Annotated in this window: 15 protein-coding genes; 8 read left to right on the top strand and 7 right to left on the bottom strand. The window is 68.0% G+C overall.

Features of this window, described 5'->3' with window-relative positions:
• Positions 1–90 precede the first annotated feature (90 nt).
• The 6 genes from ACZ7GZ_RS27705 (at position 91) to ACZ7GZ_RS27730 (ending at position 7,154) form a co-directional block, all read left to right on the top strand.
• Positions 91–1,119: an ABC transporter permease gene (locus ACZ7GZ_RS27705; RefSeq protein ID WP_471028203.1), complete on the top strand. Its 1,029-nt coding sequence runs from the start codon at positions 91–93 to the stop codon at positions 1,117–1,119.
• A gap of 74 nt (positions 1,120–1,193) precedes the next feature.
• The gene (locus ACZ7GZ_RS27710) at positions 1,194–2,975 is read left to right on the top strand and encodes an ABC transporter substrate-binding protein (RefSeq protein WP_471028205.1); all 1,782 of its coding nucleotides are present in this window, start codon (positions 1,194–1,196) and stop codon (positions 2,973–2,975) included.
• 82 nt (positions 2,976–3,057) lie between these two features.
• Positions 3,058–4,038 carry an ABC transporter permease gene (locus ACZ7GZ_RS27715; RefSeq protein ID WP_471028206.1) on the top strand — a complete coding sequence of 327 codons (981 nt, stop codon included), beginning with the start codon at positions 3,058–3,060 and terminating at the stop codon, positions 4,036–4,038.
• A gap of 9 nt (positions 4,039–4,047) precedes the next feature.
• A complete protein-coding gene (locus tag ACZ7GZ_RS27720; RefSeq protein ID WP_471028207.1) occupies positions 4,048–5,073 on the top strand; it encodes an ABC transporter ATP-binding protein in 1,026 nt (341 codons plus the stop codon).
• Between the two features lie 25 nt (positions 5,074–5,098).
• Positions 5,099–6,157 (top strand): ABC transporter ATP-binding protein, encoded by a 1,059-nt coding sequence (locus tag ACZ7GZ_RS27725; protein WP_471028208.1) that lies wholly within the window; start codon positions 5,099–5,101, stop codon positions 6,155–6,157.
• Positions 6,158–6,413: 256 nt separating this feature from the next.
• Positions 6,414–7,154: a class I SAM-dependent methyltransferase gene (locus tag ACZ7GZ_RS27730; protein WP_471028209.1), complete on the top strand. Its 741-nt coding sequence runs from the start codon at positions 6,414–6,416 to the stop codon at positions 7,152–7,154.
• 50 nt (positions 7,155–7,204) lie between these two features.
• Here the strand turns inward: ACZ7GZ_RS27730 and ACZ7GZ_RS27735 are convergent, their stop codons facing one another.
• The 7 genes from ACZ7GZ_RS27735 to ACZ7GZ_RS27765 form a co-directional block, all read right to left on the bottom strand.
• Positions 7,205–8,332: an ABC transporter ATP-binding protein gene (locus tag ACZ7GZ_RS27735; RefSeq protein WP_471028319.1), complete on the bottom strand. Its 1,128-nt coding sequence runs from the start codon at positions 8,330–8,332 to the stop codon at positions 7,205–7,207.
• 36 nt (positions 8,333–8,368) lie between these two features.
• Positions 8,369–9,433, bottom strand: a complete 1,065-nt coding sequence (locus ACZ7GZ_RS27740; RefSeq protein WP_471028210.1) for an ABC transporter ATP-binding protein — start codon at positions 9,431–9,433, stop codon at positions 8,369–8,371.
• A 10-nt stretch (positions 9,434–9,443) separates the two neighbouring features.
• Entirely contained in the window at positions 9,444–10,424 is a 981-nt protein-coding gene (locus tag ACZ7GZ_RS27745) for an ABC transporter permease (RefSeq protein ID WP_471028212.1), read from the bottom strand.
• Positions 10,425–10,511: 87 nt separating this feature from the next.
• A complete protein-coding gene (locus ACZ7GZ_RS27750; RefSeq protein ID WP_471028215.1) occupies positions 10,512–12,320 on the bottom strand; it encodes an ABC transporter substrate-binding protein in 1,809 nt (602 codons plus the stop codon).
• A 60-nt stretch (positions 12,321–12,380) separates the two neighbouring features.
• Positions 12,381–13,415: an ABC transporter permease gene (locus tag ACZ7GZ_RS27755; protein WP_471028219.1), complete on the bottom strand. Its 1,035-nt coding sequence runs from the start codon at positions 13,413–13,415 to the stop codon at positions 12,381–12,383.
• A 407-nt stretch (positions 13,416–13,822) separates the two neighbouring features.
• Positions 13,823–15,730 (bottom strand): translational GTPase TypA, encoded by a 1,908-nt coding sequence (gene typA / locus ACZ7GZ_RS27760; protein WP_471028222.1) that lies wholly within the window; start codon positions 15,728–15,730, stop codon positions 13,823–13,825.
• 154 nt (positions 15,731–15,884) lie between these two features.
• Positions 15,885–18,092 carry an ABC transporter family substrate-binding protein gene (locus ACZ7GZ_RS27765; protein WP_471028223.1) on the bottom strand — a complete coding sequence of 736 codons (2,208 nt, stop codon included), beginning with the start codon at positions 18,090–18,092 and terminating at the stop codon, positions 15,885–15,887.
• A gap of 315 nt (positions 18,093–18,407) precedes the next feature.
• Here ACZ7GZ_RS27765 and ACZ7GZ_RS27770 point away from each other — a divergent pair, with 315 nt between their 5' ends.
• Positions 18,408–18,698, top strand: a complete 291-nt coding sequence (locus tag ACZ7GZ_RS27770; protein WP_471028225.1) for a hypothetical protein — start codon at positions 18,408–18,410, stop codon at positions 18,696–18,698.
• 23 nt (positions 18,699–18,721) lie between these two features.
• The gene (locus ACZ7GZ_RS27775) at positions 18,722–19,543 is read left to right on the top strand and encodes a hypothetical protein (protein WP_471028226.1); all 822 of its coding nucleotides are present in this window, start codon (positions 18,722–18,724) and stop codon (positions 19,541–19,543) included.
• Positions 19,544–19,555: the final 12 nt, after the last annotated feature.

The raw sequence follows: 19,555 nt of genomic DNA on the forward strand, positions 1-19,555 counted from the left end.
TATTGACCTTGAATGAATTGCGTTGAAAAAGTCCGGCGTAGCCCGTAGGGGAGCGCCCTGCGGAGCCTTGACCACAGGGCACGGAGCATCATGACCCCCGCATCTCCTTCCCCGGCCGCCCCACTCGAGGTGACCGACGAAGACAGCGCCGCATCGGCGAAGCCCGCCAACCCGAAGGGCACCGAGAGCCGCTCTCCGGGACGGCTGGCCTGGACCCGCTTCAAGCGGGACCGGACGGGCGTCATATCCGCCTTCGTGGTGATCTTCTTCTTCGTCGTCGGCATCGCCGCACCGCTGATCGCCAAGATGTACGGCAAGGACCCGTACACCACGTACGGCATGAACATCCCGGGCCTGCTCAACCAGTTCAACTACCCGATCAAGCCCAACGGCGGCATCAGCTCCGACTTCTGGTTCGGCATCGAGCCGCAGCTCGGGCGGGACGTCTTCACCTTCCTGCTGTACGGCATCCGCAACTCGCTGCTGATCGCCACCGCCGCCGCCCTGCTGACGACCCTGTTCGGCGTCGTCATCGGCATCACCGCCGGCTACCTGGGCGGCAAGACGGACTACCTCGTCGGCCGCGTGATCGACATCCTGCTGGCGTTCCCGCAGACGCTGTTCTTCATCGCCTTCTGGCCGGTGGTCATCGCGATCTTCGTCCCGCCGACCGACAACACCCCGGTCTGGCTGACCGTCACCAGCCTCATCCTCGTGATGACGGCCTTCGGCTGGGCCTCCATCGCGCGTCTGCTGCGCGGCGAGGTACTCGCCCTGCGCGAGCGCGAGTTCGTGGAGGCGGCCAAGGTCACCGGCGCCTCCCCGGCCCGGATCATCTTCAAGGAACTGCTGCCCAACCTGTGGACGCCGATCCTCATCCAGGCAACGCTCCTCCTGCCGACCTACGTCACCACGGAAGCGGCCCTCGCCTTCCTCGGCGTCGGCCTCTCGGACCCCACCCCCGACTGGGGCGTGATGATCCAGAACGGCGCCAAGGTCTACCAGGACGACATCACCTTCATGCTCTTCCCGGGCCTGGCCATGGTGATCTTCGTCGTCGCCTTCAACCTCCTCGGCGACTCGGTCCGCGACGCCCTGGACCCGAAGACCAAGCGCTGAGTTCCGCCCCGGCCGGGCGACGGGGCCCGGCCAGGCGCAAGCACCTCTCTTCCTCCACTACGAACGGGTCAGCCATGTCTCTCTCCCGCAGAAACTTCGTCATCGCCACCTCTGTCGCGGCCGCAGGCTCGACGCTGCTGTCCGCGTGCAGCAGCGGCGGCGGGGGCGGCAACGGCAGCCCGACCGACGGTGCCACCTCCTACACGGCCGCCAAGGTCGCCATCGGCACCAAGGCCGACTCGACCGGCCCGGCCCCGGAGATCCCCGGTGCGAAGAAGGGCGGCACGATCTACGGCCTGTCGCCGCAGGACTTCTCCCACCTGGACCCGCAGCGCATCTACTACGCGTACAACTCCTCGGCCGCGCTGCTCCTGCACCGCTGCCTGACCGGCTACAAGACCGACTCCCAGGGTCACCAGACGCTGGTCGGCGACCTCGCCACCGACACCGGCACCGCCTCCAAGGACAACAAGACCTGGACCTTCACGCTGAAGGAGGGTCTGAAGTGGGAGGACGGCAGCGAGCTGACCGTCGAGGACGTGCGCCACGGCATCGAGCGCCTGTGGGCCCCGTTCATCACCGAGTCCGCCACCTACGTCCAGATGGCGCTGACCGGCAAGGGCGCCAAGTGGCGTGACGCGTACGAGGGCCCGTACAAGGGCAAGCACCTCGACTCGATCGTCACCGACAAGGCGAAGCGCACGATCACCTTCCACCTGGCCGAGCCCAAGCCGGACTTCAACTTCACGCTGGGGATGCACTCGTACGCCGCCACCTCGCCGAAGCTGGACACCAAGGAGAAGTACGACAAGCGGCCGGTCGCCTGCGGTCCGTACAAGATCAAGGCGCACACCACCGACAAGTCGATGGTCCTGGTCCGCAACCCGCACTGGGACCCGGCGACCGACTCGATCCGCAACGCCTACCCGGACAGCTTCGAGTTCACCTTCGGCATCACGATCCTGGAGTCCACCGACCGCTTCATCGCGGACCAGGGCAACGACAAGCAGGCGGTGTCGATCTACAAGGAAGTCCCGGCCGAGCGCATCCAGAAGGTGCTCACCGACCCGCAGCTGAAGGCGCGTACCTTCAACGGCCTCCTCACCGGCCTGTACTACTACGCGATCAACACCAAGCGCGTCACCGACCTGAAGGTCCGCCAGGCCCTGAACCACGCCTGGCCGCTGCAGCAGATCCGGCAGATCTACGGCGGCCCGACCGCCGGCGACTTCGCGACCTCGATCATGAGCCCGGACCTCATCGGGTACGAGAAGTACGACCTCTACGGCAAGAACACCAAGCCGCAGGGAGACCCGGAGAAGTCCAAGGCGCTCCTGAAGGAGGCCGGCAAGCTGGGTGTGAAGGTCGTCTACGCCTTCCCGAACGACCCGACCTACATGAAGACCAAGGTCGTCATCGAGAACGCGCTGAAGGCGGCCGGCTTCACGCCGGTCATGAAGCCGATCGACCAGACCACGTACTACGACCAGATCCAGCAGATCGACAACAGCTACGACGTGATGTGGTTCGGCTGGTCCCCGGACTGGCCGACCGCCTACACCGTGATCCAGCCGCTGTTCGACGGCGCCGCCATCGGCAACGGCCAGAACAACATCTCGCAGACCAACATCAGCTGGATCAACGACGGGATCAAGAAGAACGCGGTGATCGCCGACCAGCAGGAGGCCGGCAAGGCCTGGGCCGCGCTGGACAAGCGGATCATGAAGGAGGTCGCGCCGATCATCCCCGAGACCTTCCAGCGCCGTTACTACCTGCACGGCTCGAAGGTCGGCGGCGCCCAGATGGACCCGCAGTTCGCCTCGACCCTGCTGTACAAGACCTTCGTGAAGGCCTGACGTACGACCCCTGGCGGGGCGGCCCCGGTGCCGCCCCGCCCTCTCAACCCCCTACGGCATCCGTCAGGAAAACCCAACTGCCATGCTCCGCTTCCTCATCCGCCGGACCCTCGGCGCCGCTGTGATCCTGCTGATCATCAGCGCCCTGGTGTTCGTCCTGTTCTACGCCGCTCCGCGCGACCCCGCCCGCATCGCGTGCGGCAAGGTCTGCACACCCGAGACCCTGGCCCTGGTGAAGAAGAACCTGGGGATCGACCACTCGCTCCCCGTGCAGTACTGGGACTGGCTCAAGGGCCTGTTCGTGGGGCGTGACTACACCTCGTACGGCCGCTGCGACGCGCCATGCCTCGGCTACTCGTTCCAGAACCGCGAGCCGGTCATGGCCACCATCGAGGACCGCTTCCCGACCACACTCTCGCTCGCTCTCGGCAGCTCCGTGGTCTTCCTGCTCTTCGGTGTCGGCACGGGCATGCTGGCCGCGGTGAAGCAGGGCAAGGCCCTCGACAAGGTCGCCAGCTCGGCCTCGCTGGTCGCGTCCTCGATGCAGATCTTCGTCGTCGGTGTCCTCGCCACGTACCTCCTCGTGGACCAGTGGCACCTCATGGACCGCGCCAACTACACACCGTTCACCGACGACCCGGGCAAGTGGTTCAGCGGCCTGCTGGTGCCGTGGCTGGTGCTGTCGCTGATCTTCACCGCCAACTACACCCGTATGACGCGTTCCCAGATGGTCGAGTCGCTCAGCGAGGACTACGTCCGTACGGCCCGCGCCAAGGGACTGTCCCGACGGGCGGTGTTCTTCCGCTTCGCCTGGCGCGGCGCGATGGGCCCGATCATCACCATCTTCGGCCTCGACCTCGGCCAGCTGCTCGGCGGCGCGATCATCACCGAGTGGACCTTCAGCCTCCAGGGCATCGGTACGCTCTCGGTGAAGGCCGTCGGCACCAACGACCTGCCGGTGCTGCTCGGCGTCGTCCTGGTCGCCGCTGCCGCCATCGTCGTCTCCAACATCATCGTCGACGCCGTGTACGCCCTCGTCGACCCGCGCGTGCGCCTCGCCTAAGGAGAGATCATGAGCACCCCCTTCCTCTCCCTGCGCGACCTCCGGGTCCACTTCTCCACCGAGGACGGCGTCGTCAAGGCCGTCGACGGGCTGTCCTTCGACCTGGAGAAGGGCAAGACCCTCGGCATCGTCGGTGAGTCCGGCTCCGGCAAGTCCGTCACCAACATGGCGATCCTGGGTCTGCACGACCCGCGGAACACCACGATGGACGGCGAGATCCTGCTCGACGGCAAGGAGCTGATCAGCGCCTCCGAGTCCGAGCTGGAGAAGCTGCGCGGCAACAAGATGTCCATGATCTTCCAGGACGCGCTGGCCTCGCTCTCGCCGTACCACACCATCGGCGCGCAGATCGCCGAGACGTACCGCAAGCACACCGGCGCCTCCAAGAAGGAATCCCGGGCCCGTGCGATCGAGATGCTCCGCCGGGTCGGCATCCCCCAGCCCGACACCCGCGTGGACGACTACCCGCACCAGTTCTCCGGCGGTATGCGCCAGCGCGCGATGATCGCCATGGCCCTGGTCTGCGACCCCGAGCTGCTCATCGCCGACGAGCCGACGACCGCCCTCGACGTGACGGTGCAGGCCCAGATCATGGACCTGCTCAAGGACCTCCAGCAGGAGTTCGGCACCGCGATCATCTTCATCACGCACGACCTGGGCGTGATCGCCGACATCGCGGACGACGTGCTGGTGATGTACGGCGGCCGGTGCGTGGAGCGCGGCACCAAGAAGCAGGTGCTGAGCGCCCCGGACCATCCCTACACCCTCGGCCTGCTGAACTCGATGCCGAGCCTGGACGGCCCGGTGGACGTGCCGCTGACGCCGATCCCCGGTTCGCCGCCCTCGCTGCTCAACCCGCCGTCCGGCTGCCGCTTCCACCCGCGCTGCGGGTTCGCCGAGAAGGTCGCCGACGGTCTGTGCTCGACCGGCCGCCCCGAGCTCGAGGTGGCCGAGGGCCGCGGCTCCGCCTGCCACCTCACCCCCGACCAGAAGCGGGAACTGTTCGCCGACTTCGCCGCAACCCGGCACAACTGACGGATACCAGACGGGACTTCACACCATGAGCAACACGAACCCCCTCCTGGACGTCTCCGGGCTCACCAAGCACTTCCCGATCAAGGGAGGCTTCCCCATCCGCCGTACGGTCGGCGCCGTGCAGGCGGTCGACGGCCTGGACTTCCAGGTGGCCGAGGGCGAGAGCCTGGGCCTCGTCGGCGAGTCGGGCTGCGGCAAGTCGACCACGGGCCGGCTGATCACCCGCCTCCTGGAGCCGACCGGCGGTAAGATCACCTATCGCGGCCAGGACATCACGCACGCGGACCGCCGGCAGCTCGCCCCGATCCGCTCCGAGATCCAGATGATCTTCCAGGACCCGTACGCCTCGCTGAACCCGCGGCAGACGGTCGGCAAGATCATCTCGAGCCCGATGGAGATCAACGGGATCCAGCCCGAGGGCGGCAGGGAGAGGCGGGTCCGCGAACTCCTGGAGATCGTCGGCCTCAACCCCGAGCACTACAACCGCTTCCCGCACGAGTTCTCCGGCGGCCAGCGCCAGCGCATCGGTGTCGCACGGGCGCTGGCCCTGGAGCCGAAGCTGATCGTGGCGGACGAGCCGGTCTCGGCCCTCGACGTCTCCATCCAGGCCCAGGTCGTCAACCTGCTGCAGAAGGTCCAGAAGGAACTGGGCATCGCGTTCCTCTTCATCGCCCACGACCTCGCGATCGTCCGCCACTTCTCGCAGCGCGTCGCGGTGATGTACCTCGGCAAGATCGTGGAGATCGCCGACCGCGACGACCTGTACGGCAACCCGCGCCACCCCTACACCCGGGCCCTGCTGTCCGCCGTACCCGAGGCGACGGTGGACGCGGAGCCGCGCGAGCGCATCCGCCTGGTCGGCGACGTCCCGTCCCCGATCAACCCGCCATCCGGCTGCCGGTTCCGCACCCGCTGCTGGAAGGCCACGGAGAAGTGCGCGAGCGAGGCACCGCCGCTGGTCCAGGCCGAGGGCAACAAGCCCGGCCACCTGACGGCGTGCCACTACCCGGAGACGGCGGAGACGGTCCCTGCCCCCCGCGCCTCCGGGGACCGCCTCTCCAAGGACCCCGAGGCGGCGGCCTGACACACCCCTTTTTCCGTCAGCCGCCCCTTGCGGAACGGACTTCACCGGCCCCTTGACCCGAGCCCATGACGTCCGCTTCCAGGGAACGAAGGCCCGCGTCTCCCCAGACGCGGGCCTTCGGCCTGGTGCTGGGCGGATTCGGCGCACCTTCCCCGGTCAGCCCGCACCTGCGCCTGTCTGGCCAAGAGTTGAAAAAGGCTCAAGAACTGCACCGTAACCTGACGCACCGTTCAGCAACGTGTGTCAGACTGCCGCGGTGGTAGATCATGTCTTCACAGATCTCACGCTCGCCGCGTTCTACGACCACCTCAACCCCTGGGGACCGGGTGACGACTTCTACCTCGGTCTGGTGCGGGAGGCGCGCTCGGTGCTGGACATCGGATGCGGCACCGGGCGGTTACTGCGGCGGGCCCGGGCCGAGGGGCACCGGGGCCGGCTGATGGGGCTCGATCCGGCCGCCGCCATGCTCGTCCAGGCGCGGCGGGCCCGACCGGACGTCGCTTGGGTGCTCGGCGACATGCGTACCCGGCTGTGGAACAACGAGTTCGACCTCGTCGTCATGACCGGACACGCCTTCCAGGAGCTGGTCCCCGACGAGGACATCCGCAGCTGTCTGCGCGCGGTCCGGGCGGCCCTCGCCGACGGCGGACGGTTCGTGTTCGAGACCCGCAATCCGGCCGCCCGCGCCTGGGAGCGATGGGTCCCGGAGCGGGTGCACGAGATCACCGCCGACGACGGGACGCCGGTGCGGGTGTGGCACGAGGTGCAGGGCGACGGGCTCAACGCGGGCCGGGTGCGGTTCACGGAGACCTACGACGGCGACGGCTGGCCGGCCCCGCGGGTGTGCCGCAGCGTCCTGCGCTTCCTGGACACGCAGTCGCTGGAGGGCTTCTTGACCGACGCCGGGCTGACGGTTGTGGAGCAGTACGGGGACTGGGGGCGAGGGCCGCTCACTCCCAGGAGCCCCGAGATCATCACCGTGGCCCGGCCGACCTGACGGGCTCGACGCCGGCAGCCCCGCGACCGGACCGCGGGGACCGGCTCGCTCTACGACTGCTCCCCCGCACCCTCCTCCAACGCCGCCAGGGCCGGGTCCAGCACGATGTCCTCGTCCCGTGCCTCGATCGTCGGCTCCTCAGGGAAGTGGCAGGCCGTCAGGTGGCCCTCGCGGTTGCCGGAGATCCGGATCAGCGGTGGCTCCTCGGTCGCGCACTTGTCCTGGGCCTTCCAGCAACGGGTGCGGAAACGGCAGCCGGAGGGCGGGGAGATCGGCGAGGGGACGTCGCCGGCCAGGCGGATCCGCTCACGTCCGCCCGCGTCCTCCGTCGCGAGGTTCACCTCGGGGACAGCGGACAGCAGGGCGTGGGTGTACGGGTGGCGCGGCCGGGTGTAGATGGATTCCCGGTCACCCACCTCGATGATCTTGCCGAGGTACATCACCGCGACGCGCTGCGAGAAGTGCCGGACGACGGCCAGGTCGTGGGCGATGAAGAGGAACGCGATGCCCAGTTCCTTCTGGACCTCCTGGAGCAGGTTCACCACCTGTGCCTGGATGGAGACGTCGAGGGCCGAGACCGGCTCGTCCGCCACGATCAGCTTCGGCTCCAGCGCCAGCGCCCGTGCGACACCGATGCGCTGGCGCTGGCCGCCGGAGAACTCGTGCGGGAAGCGGTTGTAGTGCTCGGGGTTGAGGCCGACGATCTCCAGGAGTTCGCGGACCCGCCTCTCCCTGCCGCCCTCGGGCTGGATCCCGTTGATCTCCATCGGGCTCGAGATGATCTTGCCGACCGTCTGCCGCGGGTTCAGCGACGAGTACGGGTCCTGGAAGATCATCTGTATCTCGGAGCGGATCGGGGCGAGCTCCTTGCGGGTGGCATGACTGATGTCACGGCCCCGGTAGGTGATCGTGCCGCCGGTCGGCTCCAGGAGGCGGGTGATCAGCCGGCCCGTGGTCGACTTGCCGCAGCCCGACTCGCCGACCAGACCGAAGCTCTCCCCGGCGTGCACGGCGAGGTCGATCCCGTCCACGGCCTGGACCGCGCCGATCGTCCGGCGGATCGGGAAACCGCCCTTGACGGGGAAGTGCTTGGTCAGGCCCGAGACCTGCAACAGCGGCTCGCCGTCCGTGCCCGCGCCGTGCTCACGCGGGGCCGTGAGGACGTTCTCCCCTGTCATCTCCCCTGCCGTCTCCTCTGTCATGACACTGTCCTCCTAGCCCAGACGGGGCTTGATCTCCTCGATGAAGACGGTCCGCTTCTGTTCCTCCGTGAGATGGCACGCGGAGGCCCGGTCCGGTGCCATCAGTGGACGCTCGCGCACACAGCGGCCCGTGCCCTCGACCCGGTCCTGGAAGGTGCAGCGGGGGTGGAAGCGGCAGCCGGACGGCGGGTTGAGCAGTGAGGGCGGCGAACCGGGGATCGGGGACAGCTGGGCACCGAGGTCGGAGTCCAGGCGCGGCATCGAGTTCAGCAGGCCCCAGGTGTAGGGGTGGCGCGGGGACCTGAGCACCTCGTCGACCGTGCCCCGCTCCACCGCGCCGCCCGCGTACATCACCATGATGTCGTCGGCCATGTCGGCGATCACCCCCAGGTCGTGGGTGATGAAGACGATGCCGGTTCCGAACTCCTGCTGCAGGTCCTTCAGCAGGTCCAGGATCTGCGCCTGCACCGTCACGTCGAGGGCGGTCGTCGGCTCGTCGGCGATGAGCAGGTCGGGGTCGCAGACCAGGGCCATGGCGATCATCGCGCGCTGGCGCATCCCGCCGGAGAACTGGTGCGGGTAGTCCTTCGCCCGCTCCGCGGGGTTCGGGATGCCGACCTTGCCGAGCATGTCCACGGCGCGCTCCCAGGCCTGCTTCCTGGAGGCGCCGTTGTGCTTCATGTACGGCTCGGCGATCTGCCGGCCGACCGTGTAGTACGGGGAGAGCGCGGTGAGCGGGTCCTGGAAGATCATGGCGACCTTGTTGCCGCGCAGTTTCTCCAGCTCGGACTCCCGGGCCGTGGTCAACTCCTGCCCGTCCAGCAGGATTTCCCCCTCCACCGTGGTGAACATGGGGTTGTGCAGGCCGAGGATGGTCAGGTTGGTCACCGACTTGCCCGAGCCGGACTCCCCGACGATGCCGAGCGTCCTGCCGCGCTCCAGGTCGAAGGAGAGCCCGTCCACGGCCCGTACGACGCCGTCCTCGGTCTTGAAGCTGACGTGCAGGTCCCGCACCGAGAGCAGGGGACCGGTGCCGGCCGGGTTCGGAGCACCGGCCTGCTTGGTCAGAGTGGTCACGACAGTGCTCCTAGGACAGCCGCACGCGCGGGTCGATGAAGGCGTAGGCGGCGTCGACGATGATGTTGAACAGCAGGATCATGCTGGCGGAGAAGAGCATCACGCCGAGCAGCAGCGGCAGGTCACTGAAGAAGACGGACTGGACGGCGAGGTTGCCGAGCCCGGGCAGGCCGAAGGTGTACTCGGTGATGATGGCGCCGCCGAACAGCGAGCCCAGGTCGATGCCGAAGATGGTGACGATCGGGATCAGCGAGCCGCGCCAGGCGTAGCGGAAGAACACGTATCTGCGGGACATGCCCTTGGCCCGGGCGGTGCGGACGTGTTCCTCCTGGAGCTGTTCGATCATCGAGGACCGCGCCATACGGGTGTACTGCGCGGCGAAGATCGTGGAGAGGATCACCCACGGGATGATCAGGCCCGCGAACCAGGAGACCGGGTCCTGGGTGAACTCGTTGTAGGCGGGCTTGTCGAACCAGTGGGTCTGGTAGACGAGGATCGCCAGGGCCAGCGGGCCGAGGAAGTAGATCTGCAGCGAGCTGATCACCATGGCGCCCGCGGTGGCCGTCTTGTCGATCAGCGTGCCGCGCCGCCAGGCGGCGAGCAGCCCGGTGCCGAGCCCGACGAACAGGAAGCACACGGCCGCGCCCAGGGTGAGCGAGACGGTGGTGGGCAGGCGGTCCATCAGGGTCGACCAGACCTGCTCGTTGGTGTGGTACGAGTAGCCGAAGCAGGGGGCGGGGCAGGGGCCCTGGGCGAACTGGCTGCTGCCCATGACAAGGTTGTGCAGGAAGATCCCGTACTGCTCGGTGATGGGTTTGTCGAGGCCGAGCACATGGTGGATGTTCGCGATGCTGTCGGGGTTGCAGGTCTTGCCGCACATCATCAGCGCCGGGTCCCGGGGCACCCCGAAGAACAGCACGAACGTGACGATGCTCAGCAGGAACAGAATGACGACTGCACCGATGAACCGGCGCACGAGGAAGCGCAGCATGACAGGGCAGCTCTCAGACGTCGGCGGCCTCGGCGGTACCCGGCGCGCTCCTTCCGCGGGAGCGCGCCGGGTGCCGGGCGGGGACGGTTACTTGATGAAGAGGCGACGCGGGTCGACGCCGCCGATCACGTCGTCGTAGACGAGACCGCCGACCTGGGAGCCGGCGATCTGGACCTGCTTGTAGTACGCGGTCGGGACGACGTTGACGACGTCCTTGACGATGTACTGGTCGAGCTTCTCCCACTCGGCCGCCGACTTGACCGGGTCGGTGATCTTGCTGATCCGGTCGATCTCGCTGTTGATCTTCGGGTCGTTGACCTGCGAGTAGTTCTGCGCGCCGTCGGCGATCACACGGCCGTCGTACAGCGGCGGGAGCACGGTCAGGGCGGACGGCCAGTCGGCACCCCACGCGGTGTGGAAGATGTCGTAGTTGTTGTTCAGCTTGGAGACCTGGTCGTAGTAGGTCTCGGAGGGGATCTCCTGGCGCTGGACGTCGAAGCCGGCCTTCTTCAGGCCCGCCGCCATGGCGGTGGAGTACTGCTGGCCCTCGGGGGTGTTGATGTAGCCGAAGGTCAGCTTCATGTTGAGCTTGCCGGCCTTCTTCAGCAGCGCCCTGGCCCTGTCCGGGTCACCGGCGGGCTTCTTCTTCTTGCCCCACGGGTCGAAGGAGGGGTCGTAGCCGGAGACGGTCGGGGAGATCAGGCCGCCCGCGACCTCCATGGCGTCGGTGCCGCCGTAGGCGCGCAGGAACGGGGTGACCGGCAGGGCGTAGGCGATGGCCTCGCGGACCGTCTTGTCCTTCATGGCCGGGTGGCTCATGTTGATGTTCATCTGGCCCACGTACGGCTGGTAGCCGCCGACCGTGCGGGACTTCATCTTCGGGTCCTTGAGGACCTGGGACAGGTTGCCCGCGTCGACCTGGTTGTTGAAGCTGATGCCGGTCCGGTCGGCGCCGCTGTCGGCCAGCAGGGCCTTGGTGGAGGTCTCGTACTGCTGGTTGAACGTGATGTTGAACCGGTCCACGTACTGGTGCCGGATCGGGTCCGTCTTCGGGTCCCAGTTGGTGTTCTTGACCAGCACCATCGACTTGCCGGACTTGAACGACTGGATCTTGTACGGGCCGGAGACCACCGGGGCCTTGTCGTACCGCTGCTTGGTGTCCCCCTTCTCCGAGACCACCGCGTAGCCGGACATCGCCAGCGCGTAGGGCAGGTCGGGGTGCGGGGTCTTGAAGTGGAAGATGACGGTTTTCTCGTCCGGGGTCTGCAGAACGGAGTCGGGCAGGTGCTTGCCCTTGAACGGCCCGTCCGGCAGCAGCTTGCGGTAGTCGGCGCCGGAGGCGTTGGCGAGCCACTGCTGGAGGTAGGCGGGGCCCTGGTTGATGAACGGCGCGAAGAGCCGCTCGACGCTGTGCCGGATGTCCTTGGACGTGATCGGGGTGCCGTCCTGGAACCTGATGCCGTCCTTGAGTGTGTACTTCCAGGTCTTGCCGCCGTCGGTGGTGGTCCCGGAGTCGGTGGCGAGGTCGCCGACCACCTCGTGCTTCCTGCCGTCGTCGCTCGTGGACTTGTAGCCGGTCAGGCCTCTGTGCAGCAGCTGCGCGACGGACATCTGGTCCGAGACGTAGATCTGGCCCGGGTCGAGGTGCGCGTACGAGTCCCGCTGCAGCACCTCCATGGTGCCGCCCGACTTGGCTCCGGGCACGGGAGCCGCCGGGCCGGTGGACTCCGCCGCGCCACCGAACTTGATCGACGCCTGCTGTCGCTTGGCGTTCTCCTGGTCCTTCTTGTCGTTGGCGCTGCTGTCGCTGCCGCCTTTGCTGCAACCGGTGAGCACGAGAGCTCCGGCCGCGAGCACGGAGAGTGCGCCGTATACGTGGCGTCCGCCCCTACTCATCACGAAATTTCCCACCCATCTGTGAAAAGTGACGATCCGTGTGGTTGACGTGGTGCCAGGTCAGCGCGCGGTCTTGGGATCGAAGGCGTCTCTGACCGAGTCCCCGAGCAGGTTGAACGCGACGACGAAGACGATCATCGAGACGCCGGGGAAGAACATGTAGGTGATGTCGTTCTGCATCACCAGTTCGGTGGACGCCTTGGAGAACATCTGCCCCCAGTCCGGCGTCGGTTCGACGATGCCGACGCCCAGGTAGGACAGACCGGCCTCGGCGGTCACGAAGTTGGGCAGCAGATACGTCGACTGCACCAGCAGCGGGGTGACGATGTTCGGCAGGATCTCCTTGCGGATGATCCGCCATGGCGAGGCCCCGCTGACCTTGGCCGCCTCGATGAACTCCCGCTCGCGCAGGGCGAGTGCGGTGCCGCGCAGGATCCGGCCGAGGCCCATCCAGCCCAGGAACCACTGGACCAGGATCAGGGCCACCACCCGGACGTAGGTCGGTGTCTCGTCGCGCGGGCTGACGAAGAGGGAGACCACGACCGGCATGCTCGCGATGAAGAACAGCTGGGCCGGAAACGCGAGCAGGAAGTCGATGACCCGGCCGATGAAGTAGTCGGTCCTGCCGCCGAGATACCCGGCAGCGACACCGAGCAGGATGCCGGTCACGACCACGGCGACGGTGACGGCGACCGAGATCATCAGGGAGGTGCGGATGCCGTAGACCAGCTTGGTGAAGACGTCGTAGCCGTTGCCGGGTTCGAGGCCGAACCAGAAGTCGCCGCTGATACCGCCGTTGGGCTGGACCGGCACGCCGGCACTGTCGAAGAGGTCCGGACGCTCGTCCGCGTACACCGTGTACGGGTTCTTGCCGTACAGCTTGGCGATCAGCGGGGCGAGCAGGCCGGTCAGGAAGAAGAAGCCCACGACGTAGGCCGAGATCACACCGGTGCGGTCGCGCCTGAAGCGCATCCACATCAGCTGGCCGGGAGACCGGCCCTCGAGCTTGACGGTTTCGCTCTTCGCCGCCGGCCCTGGTTCGCCGTCGACGACGACCGAAGTCCCGCCGCCCTCAATGTCGATAGGACTTGTCACGGTTCGTCCGTTTCAAGGTATGAGTGACTCCACGCGTTCACCAACAGGAGGGGGTTTCCGTCGCCCCTCCGACACCCCTGACGGAGGGACAGACATCCCCTGGTGCTCGCGAGTCGACGCACTGTCCCCACAGTGCGCGAGACCCGTTGACCCGAGCGCTTCGCGGCTAACTATCTGCCATGGGTCGACCACCGACCACCGCCCGTAGATCTCAATTCAGTCACGGATCGCCGCGGAAGCTTCCAAAATCTGGACAAAGTGTTCGACAGAAGAAGGCACGAAACGGACTTGTTACATGGGTATCGGGCAACGGTCTCCGCATGCCGGACATAGGCGCCCCGAAAACGGGTTGCAAAAAGCCCGGGTGCCCCCACCATGGGGGGCACCCGGGCTCAACGGGTCCTGGATCAGCCGTGCTTGGCGCGGCTCGCGGCGCGGGCCCGCTCACGCTGGTCGAGGTTGACCTTGCGGATGCGAACGGCCTCCGGGGTCACCTCGACGCACTCGTCGTCACGGCAGAACTCCAGCGACTGCTCCAGCGACAGCTTGCGCGGCGGCACGATCGACTCGGCCACGTCGGCCGTCGAGGACCGCATGTTGGTGAGCTTCTTCTCCTTGGTGATGTTGACGTCCATGTCGTCGGAGCGGGAGTTCTCGCCGACGATCATGCCCTCGTACACCTCGGTGCCCGGCTCCACGAACAGCACACCGCGCTCCTGCAGGTTCGTCATCGCGAACGCGGTGACGGCACCGGCGCGGTCGGCGACCAGCGAGCCGTTGTTGCGCGTCTGCAGCGTGCCGAACCAGGGCTCGTGGCCCTCGTGGATGGAGTGGCCGATGCCGGTGCCGCGGGTCTGGGTCAGGAACTCGGTACGGAAGCCGATCAGACCGCGGGACGGGACGACGAACTCCATGCGGACCCAGCCCGAGCCGTGGTTGGACATGTTGTCCATGCGGCCCTTGCGGACGCCCATGAGCTGCGTGACGGCGCCCATGTGCTCCTCGGGCACGTCGATCGTCATGCGCTCGACCGGCTCGTAGACCTTGCCGTCGACGTCCTTGGTGACGACCTGCGGCTTGCCGACGGTGAGCTCGTAGCCCTCCCGGCGCATGGTCTCGACCAGGATGGCGAGTGCCAGCTCGCCACGGCCCTGCACCTCCCAGGCGTCCGGACGCTCGGTCTCCAGGACACGCAGGCTGACGTTACCGATCAGCTCGCGATCCAGGCGGTCCTTGACCTGGCGGGCGGTGACCTTGCGGTCCTTCACGGCCGCCTTCGCGTCCGCGCCCTTGCCGGTGCCGCCGCGGCCGACCAGCGGCGAGGTGTTCGTACCGATGACCATGGAGATCGCGGGCTCGTCGACCGTGATCAGCGGCAGCGGGACCGGGTTCTCGGTGTCGGCGAGGGTCTCACCGATCATGATCTCCGGGATGCCGGCGACGGCGCAGATGTCACCGGGACCGGCCTTCTCCGCCGGCTTCCGGGTGAGGGCCTCGGTCATCATCAGCTCGGAGATGCGCACGTTGCTGACGGTTCCGTCGCGCTTGATCCAGGCCACCGTCTGGCCCTTGCGCAGCTCGCCCTGCTCGACGCGGAGCAGCGCGATACGGCCGAGGAAGTTGTCGGCGTCGAGGTTGGTGACGTGGGCCTGCAGCGGCGCGTCCTCCTCGTACGTCGGCGCCGGGATGTGCTCCAGGATCGTGGAGAAGAACGGCTCCAGGCTGTCGCTGTCCGACGGGACGGTGCCGTCGGCCGGCTTGGTCAGCGAGGCGACGCCGTCACGGCCGCAGGCGTAGACGATCGGGAACTCGATCTGCTCCTCGTCCGCGTCCAGGTCCAGGAAGAGGTCGTAGGTCTCGTTGACGACCTCGTCGATGCGGGAGTCCGGGCGGTCCGTCTTGTTGATGCACAGGATGACGGGCAGGCGCTGCTGGAGCGCCTTGCGCAGCACGAAGCGGGTCTGCGGCAGCGGACCCTCGGAGGCGTCCACCAGCAGCACGACACCGTCGACCATCGACAGACCGCGCTCGACCTCGCCGCCGAAGTCGGCGTGGCCGGGGGTGTCGATGATGTTGATGGTGATCGGGTCCCCGCCGTCCTTCGGGTGGTACTTGACCGCCGTGTTCTTGGCGAGGATCGTGATGCCCTTCTCACGCTCCAGGTCGTTCGAGTCCATCATGCGGTCGTCGACCGAGTCGAGCTGGTGGGCGGCGAACGCGCCGGCCTGCTTCAGCATGCCGTCGACGATGGTGGTCTTGCCGTGGTCGACGTGAGCGACGATGGCGACGTTGCGGATGTCGTGGCGCGTGGCCATAAGCTGCCGTACTCCCGGAGTGGTGAGGATCGCCCTGCGCGTACGTCTGTGTCGCACGGGCCCTGCCGGGCTGGACACGCCACGGCCTCACCCCATGGTACGTGGCCCCGAGTGAGTCGGCCTTCTCAGGGCCACACGGCGATCTCCGTGCAGGTCACTTCGTGGGACTGGGGGAGATCTTCGCCCCCTTCTTCAGGAAGCCCATGTCCTCGTAGACCGGTGTCTGGAAACCGAACGCCCCGGCGTTGACCAGGTTCTTCCGCGCACCCACCAGCTGGGGCCGCTGGTACAGGGGAATCGATCCCGCCGCGGCCCAGATCCTGGAGTCCGCCTTGCGGATCAGGGAGACCTCCTCACCCTCGTCCAGCGTCGCCACGGCCTGGTCGAAGAGCTGGTCGACCTGGTCGGTCCCCACGCGTGTGTAGTTCTGCTCGACGTTCAGGGAGCCGTCCGCCGCCGGTACCGGCTTGGCGTAGACCGGCCGGTCGTCCGTCGCCGGGAACGCCGAGGTCGGCCACGAGTACAGCGCGAGGTCGTAGTCGCCGGAGGCGATGTGGTCCTTGAAGTAGCTCTCGTCGGAGACCTTGGTGATCGTCGTCCGGATCCCGAGCCGCTCCAGCATCGCCGAGATCCGCACGGCGACCGAGTTCAGCACCTCGGAGCCGGCGCCGGACGGCAGCACGAAGCGGAGCGCGAGCGCCTTGCCGTCCTTGGCGAGCAGGCCCGCCGGAGCGGCGGCCGGCGCGGCCGTGCCCTTGGGGGCGTACGCACCGGGCACACCCCCGTGCTTGCCCCCCTGTGCGATGTGCCGGTCCCCGCCGTCGTCGCGGCCCCCCGACTTGCCGTCCCCGCTCTTGCCGTCCCCGCTCTTGCCGTCCCCGCTCTTGTCGTCCTCGCCGACGATGTACGCGCCGTCGTCACCGCCGTCGGACTTGTCCTCCTGCTCCTTCTTGCCCTTCCCGTGATCACCCTCGGAGCCCGCCGCCTTCTCGCCCTTCCTCTCCTCCTTGACCGGGCCGCCCGGCACCCAGCCGGCGTCGGCCAGCAGCGCCTGCGCCGCCTTGGCGTCCTGGTCACCGATCGCGTCGCTGTTGTCGGAGTAGGCGGCCTGCCCGGACAGGGCGAGGTGGCTGCCGACCGGGACGGCGGGCAGGCCGAGCGGGGTGAGCACCAGTTTGGCCAGTTCCTTGCGGTCCACGGCGCGGGCGACGGCCCGGCGGACGCGCTCGTCGGCGAGGGGGCCCCCGGAACCGTTGAGGGCGAGCTGGGTGTAGGCGGGCTCCAGCGACTTGCGGACCTCGACGTCGCGCAGCGCCTGCTGCTCGTCCAGGTACTCGGCGATGGCCGTGCGCAGCTTCGTCCGACCCGCCCCGGCCCGGTCGGAGCCGAAGCCGTGCGCGAGCGCCCAGGAGCGCAGCTTCGTCAGGGAGGTCCTGCCGGAGCCCTGCAGCGGGTTCGTGGTGCCGCGGGCGGCGAGCCCGATCCGCTCGGCGTCGGCGGGATCGACGTCGGCCAGGTCCACGCTGCCGTCGGCGAGCGCGACCGCCCGCTGGTCGCGGGCCACGGCGTGCAGCACGATCTCGTTCAGTTTGGCGGGCCTGCCCCACCAGCGAGGGTTGCGGGTGAGGACCACGTCCTTCGCGGCGGGGTCGACCTTCTCCACCTTGAAGGGGCCGGCGGTGACCGTCAGCTTGCGGCGGGCACCGTCGTTGAAGGCGTCCGGGGTGCCCATGACGTCCTTCGGGTACAGCGGGGAGAACAGCGACTTCCAGTCGGCGTAGGGGCGCGAGAAGGTGACCCGGACCTGGAGGTCGTTGGCGCCGCGTTCGATCTTCTCGATGCGGTCGTAGCCGGCGTTGCGGGCGGTCCAGTAGGCGCTGTTCCTGCCGGACAGGGCGCGCCACTGGGCGACGAAGTCGGCGGCGCCGATCTCCCGGCCGTCGCTCCAGACCGCCTGCTGGTTCAGCTTGTACAGCACGACCTGGCGCGGTTCGGTCTCGATGACCTTGGCCGACTCCAGGTAGGCGGGATTGGGCACCGGCCGGCCGGTGGCATCCAGCCGGAACATCGACGGCAGCACGGCCTGGGCCACCCGGGTGGTGCCCGCGTCGGCGTCGGCCTGGAAGGTGTTCAGGGTCTCCGGGACGGCGTCGACGGCCCACTTCAGCGTGCCGCCGTCGACGACCAGATCACGCGCCACCGGGGCGATGTCCTGCCCGGCGAGGGGCTTGGGGGGCTTGTCGTCGGAGCCGCATCCGGCGAGGAGGGGAACAGCGAGCACACCGGCGGTCAGAAAGGTGACCGAACGCATGACGCTCCGCTGGGGGTGCCGCGAGCGGGCGCCGGCGCCGTCATGGGACATCTCTGCTACCTCCGGGGAGCCACTGGCTTTATGCTCACATTTGTCGGTATATGGAGCTGATCACCTTTGGCGGTATATGGAGCTGATCAGATCTATGCGGCCCACTGAAGAGGAAAGGATCCGGCAACCGCGGGCGACACGGCGGCGACGGGCGGTAACCCCACCCGTGCGGCGCAACACCACCCGAGATGCACCCGTACGCCTCCGCCAATCGCTGCACATGCCTTCACACCGGCAGGTGCGGCGCGCAACACTCCAAGGCGCATGAACGTTGCCGCCCAGGGTTCGCCGGACCCACGGAAGTGAGGGCAAGTCATGTCCGTGCACGACGACATCACCTCGGTCCAGCGTTCCCTCGACGACCTGTACCGGTCGCTGGGACGCCTGGAGCACCAGCTCGACAGCGGCGGCCTGGAGATGCGCCGGGTCCGACTGGACGCCGACCATCTGCGCGAGAGCCTGGCGCTGCTGCGCGCGGCGACCGCCGCGCCGGACGCCCCGCGCCGGCCCGACCTCGTCACCATCTCCGACACGCCGTACGACATCAGCCTGTGGACGGACTCGGACGACGAGGGCCTGGGCGCCCGCGACCGCCGCGCCCCCTGAACCCCGACCGACCGGAGTCCCCCTTGGCTACTGGTACGGAACCCCAACAGAACAACGGCGGCGTACGGACCGGTACGCGCGCCGCGATCGCCGCCCCGCATCTGCGGACCGACCGCTGGTGGCTGGCGCCCGCCGTCACCGCGGCCGGTCTGCTGGCCTTCGTCGTCTACTCGACCTGGCGGGCCTTCGCCGACGTGTACTACTACGCGGCGCCCTACGTCTCACCGTTCTACTCGCCGTGCCTGGCGCAGAGCTGCAAGGTCATGCACGCCGGGCCGAACTGGCAGCTGTTCGGCAGCTGGTGGGGCGTCTCCCCGGCGATCATCATCCTGATCTTCCCGCTCGGCTTCCGGCTGACCTGCTACTACTACCGAAAGGCGTACTACCGCAGCTTCTGGGCGTCCCCGCCCGCCTGCGCGGTGGCCGAGCCGCACCGCACGTACACCGGAGAGACCCGCTTCCCGCTGGTCCTGCAGAACCTCCACCGGTACTTCTTCTACGCCGCCCTGCTGGTCGCCGGCGTGCTGACCTACGACACCGTGCTGGCGTTCCGGGACACGCACTACCGCTGGGGCCACATGGGGCTCGGCACCCTGGTGTTCCTGGTCAACATCGTGCTGATCTGGGCGTACACGCTGTCCTGCCACTCCTGCCGGCACATCGTCGGCGGCAAGCTCAAGCACTTCTCGAAACACCCGGTGCGCTACAAGGCGTGGCGGTTCGTCGGCAGGCTCAACGCCCGCCACATGCAGCTGGCGTGGGCGTCGCTGCTGAGCGTGGCGCTCGCCGACTTCTACGTGTATCTCGTCGCGTCCGGCGTCTTCGCCGATCCCCGCTTCTTCTAGAGACCAGTGAGG

Source organism: Streptomyces sp. NPDC037288, assembly GCF_055603265.1.

Coding starts and splice junctions, on each gene's coding strand:
- ACZ7GZ_RS27745 (WP_471028212.1), bottom strand. CDS start 10,424: ATGCTGCGCTTCCTCGTGCGCCGGTTCATCGGTGCAGTCGTCATTCTG.
- ACZ7GZ_RS27770 (WP_471028225.1), top strand. CDS start 18,408: ATGTCCGTGCACGACGACATCACCTCGGTCCAGCGTTCCCTCGACGAC.
- ACZ7GZ_RS27710 (WP_471028205.1), top strand. CDS start 1,194: ATGTCTCTCTCCCGCAGAAACTTCGTCATCGCCACCTCTGTCGCGGCC.
- ACZ7GZ_RS27735 (WP_471028319.1), bottom strand. CDS start 8,332: ATGACAGGGGAGAACGTCCTCACGGCCCCGCGTGAGCACGGCGCGGGC.
- ACZ7GZ_RS27765 (WP_471028223.1), bottom strand. CDS start 18,092: ATGTCCCATGACGGCGCCGGCGCCCGCTCGCGGCACCCCCAGCGGAGC.
- ACZ7GZ_RS27720 (WP_471028207.1), top strand. CDS start 4,048: ATGAGCACCCCCTTCCTCTCCCTGCGCGACCTCCGGGTCCACTTCTCC.
- ACZ7GZ_RS27715 (WP_471028206.1), top strand. CDS start 3,058: ATGCTCCGCTTCCTCATCCGCCGGACCCTCGGCGCCGCTGTGATCCTG.
- ACZ7GZ_RS27705 (WP_471028203.1), top strand. CDS start 91: ATGACCCCCGCATCTCCTTCCCCGGCCGCCCCACTCGAGGTGACCGAC.
- ACZ7GZ_RS27725 (WP_471028208.1), top strand. CDS start 5,099: ATGAGCAACACGAACCCCCTCCTGGACGTCTCCGGGCTCACCAAGCAC.
- typA (WP_471028222.1), bottom strand. CDS start 15,730: ATGGCCACGCGCCACGACATCCGCAACGTCGCCATCGTCGCTCACGTC.
- ACZ7GZ_RS27750 (WP_471028215.1), bottom strand. CDS start 12,320: ATGAGTAGGGGCGGACGCCACGTATACGGCGCACTCTCCGTGCTCGCG.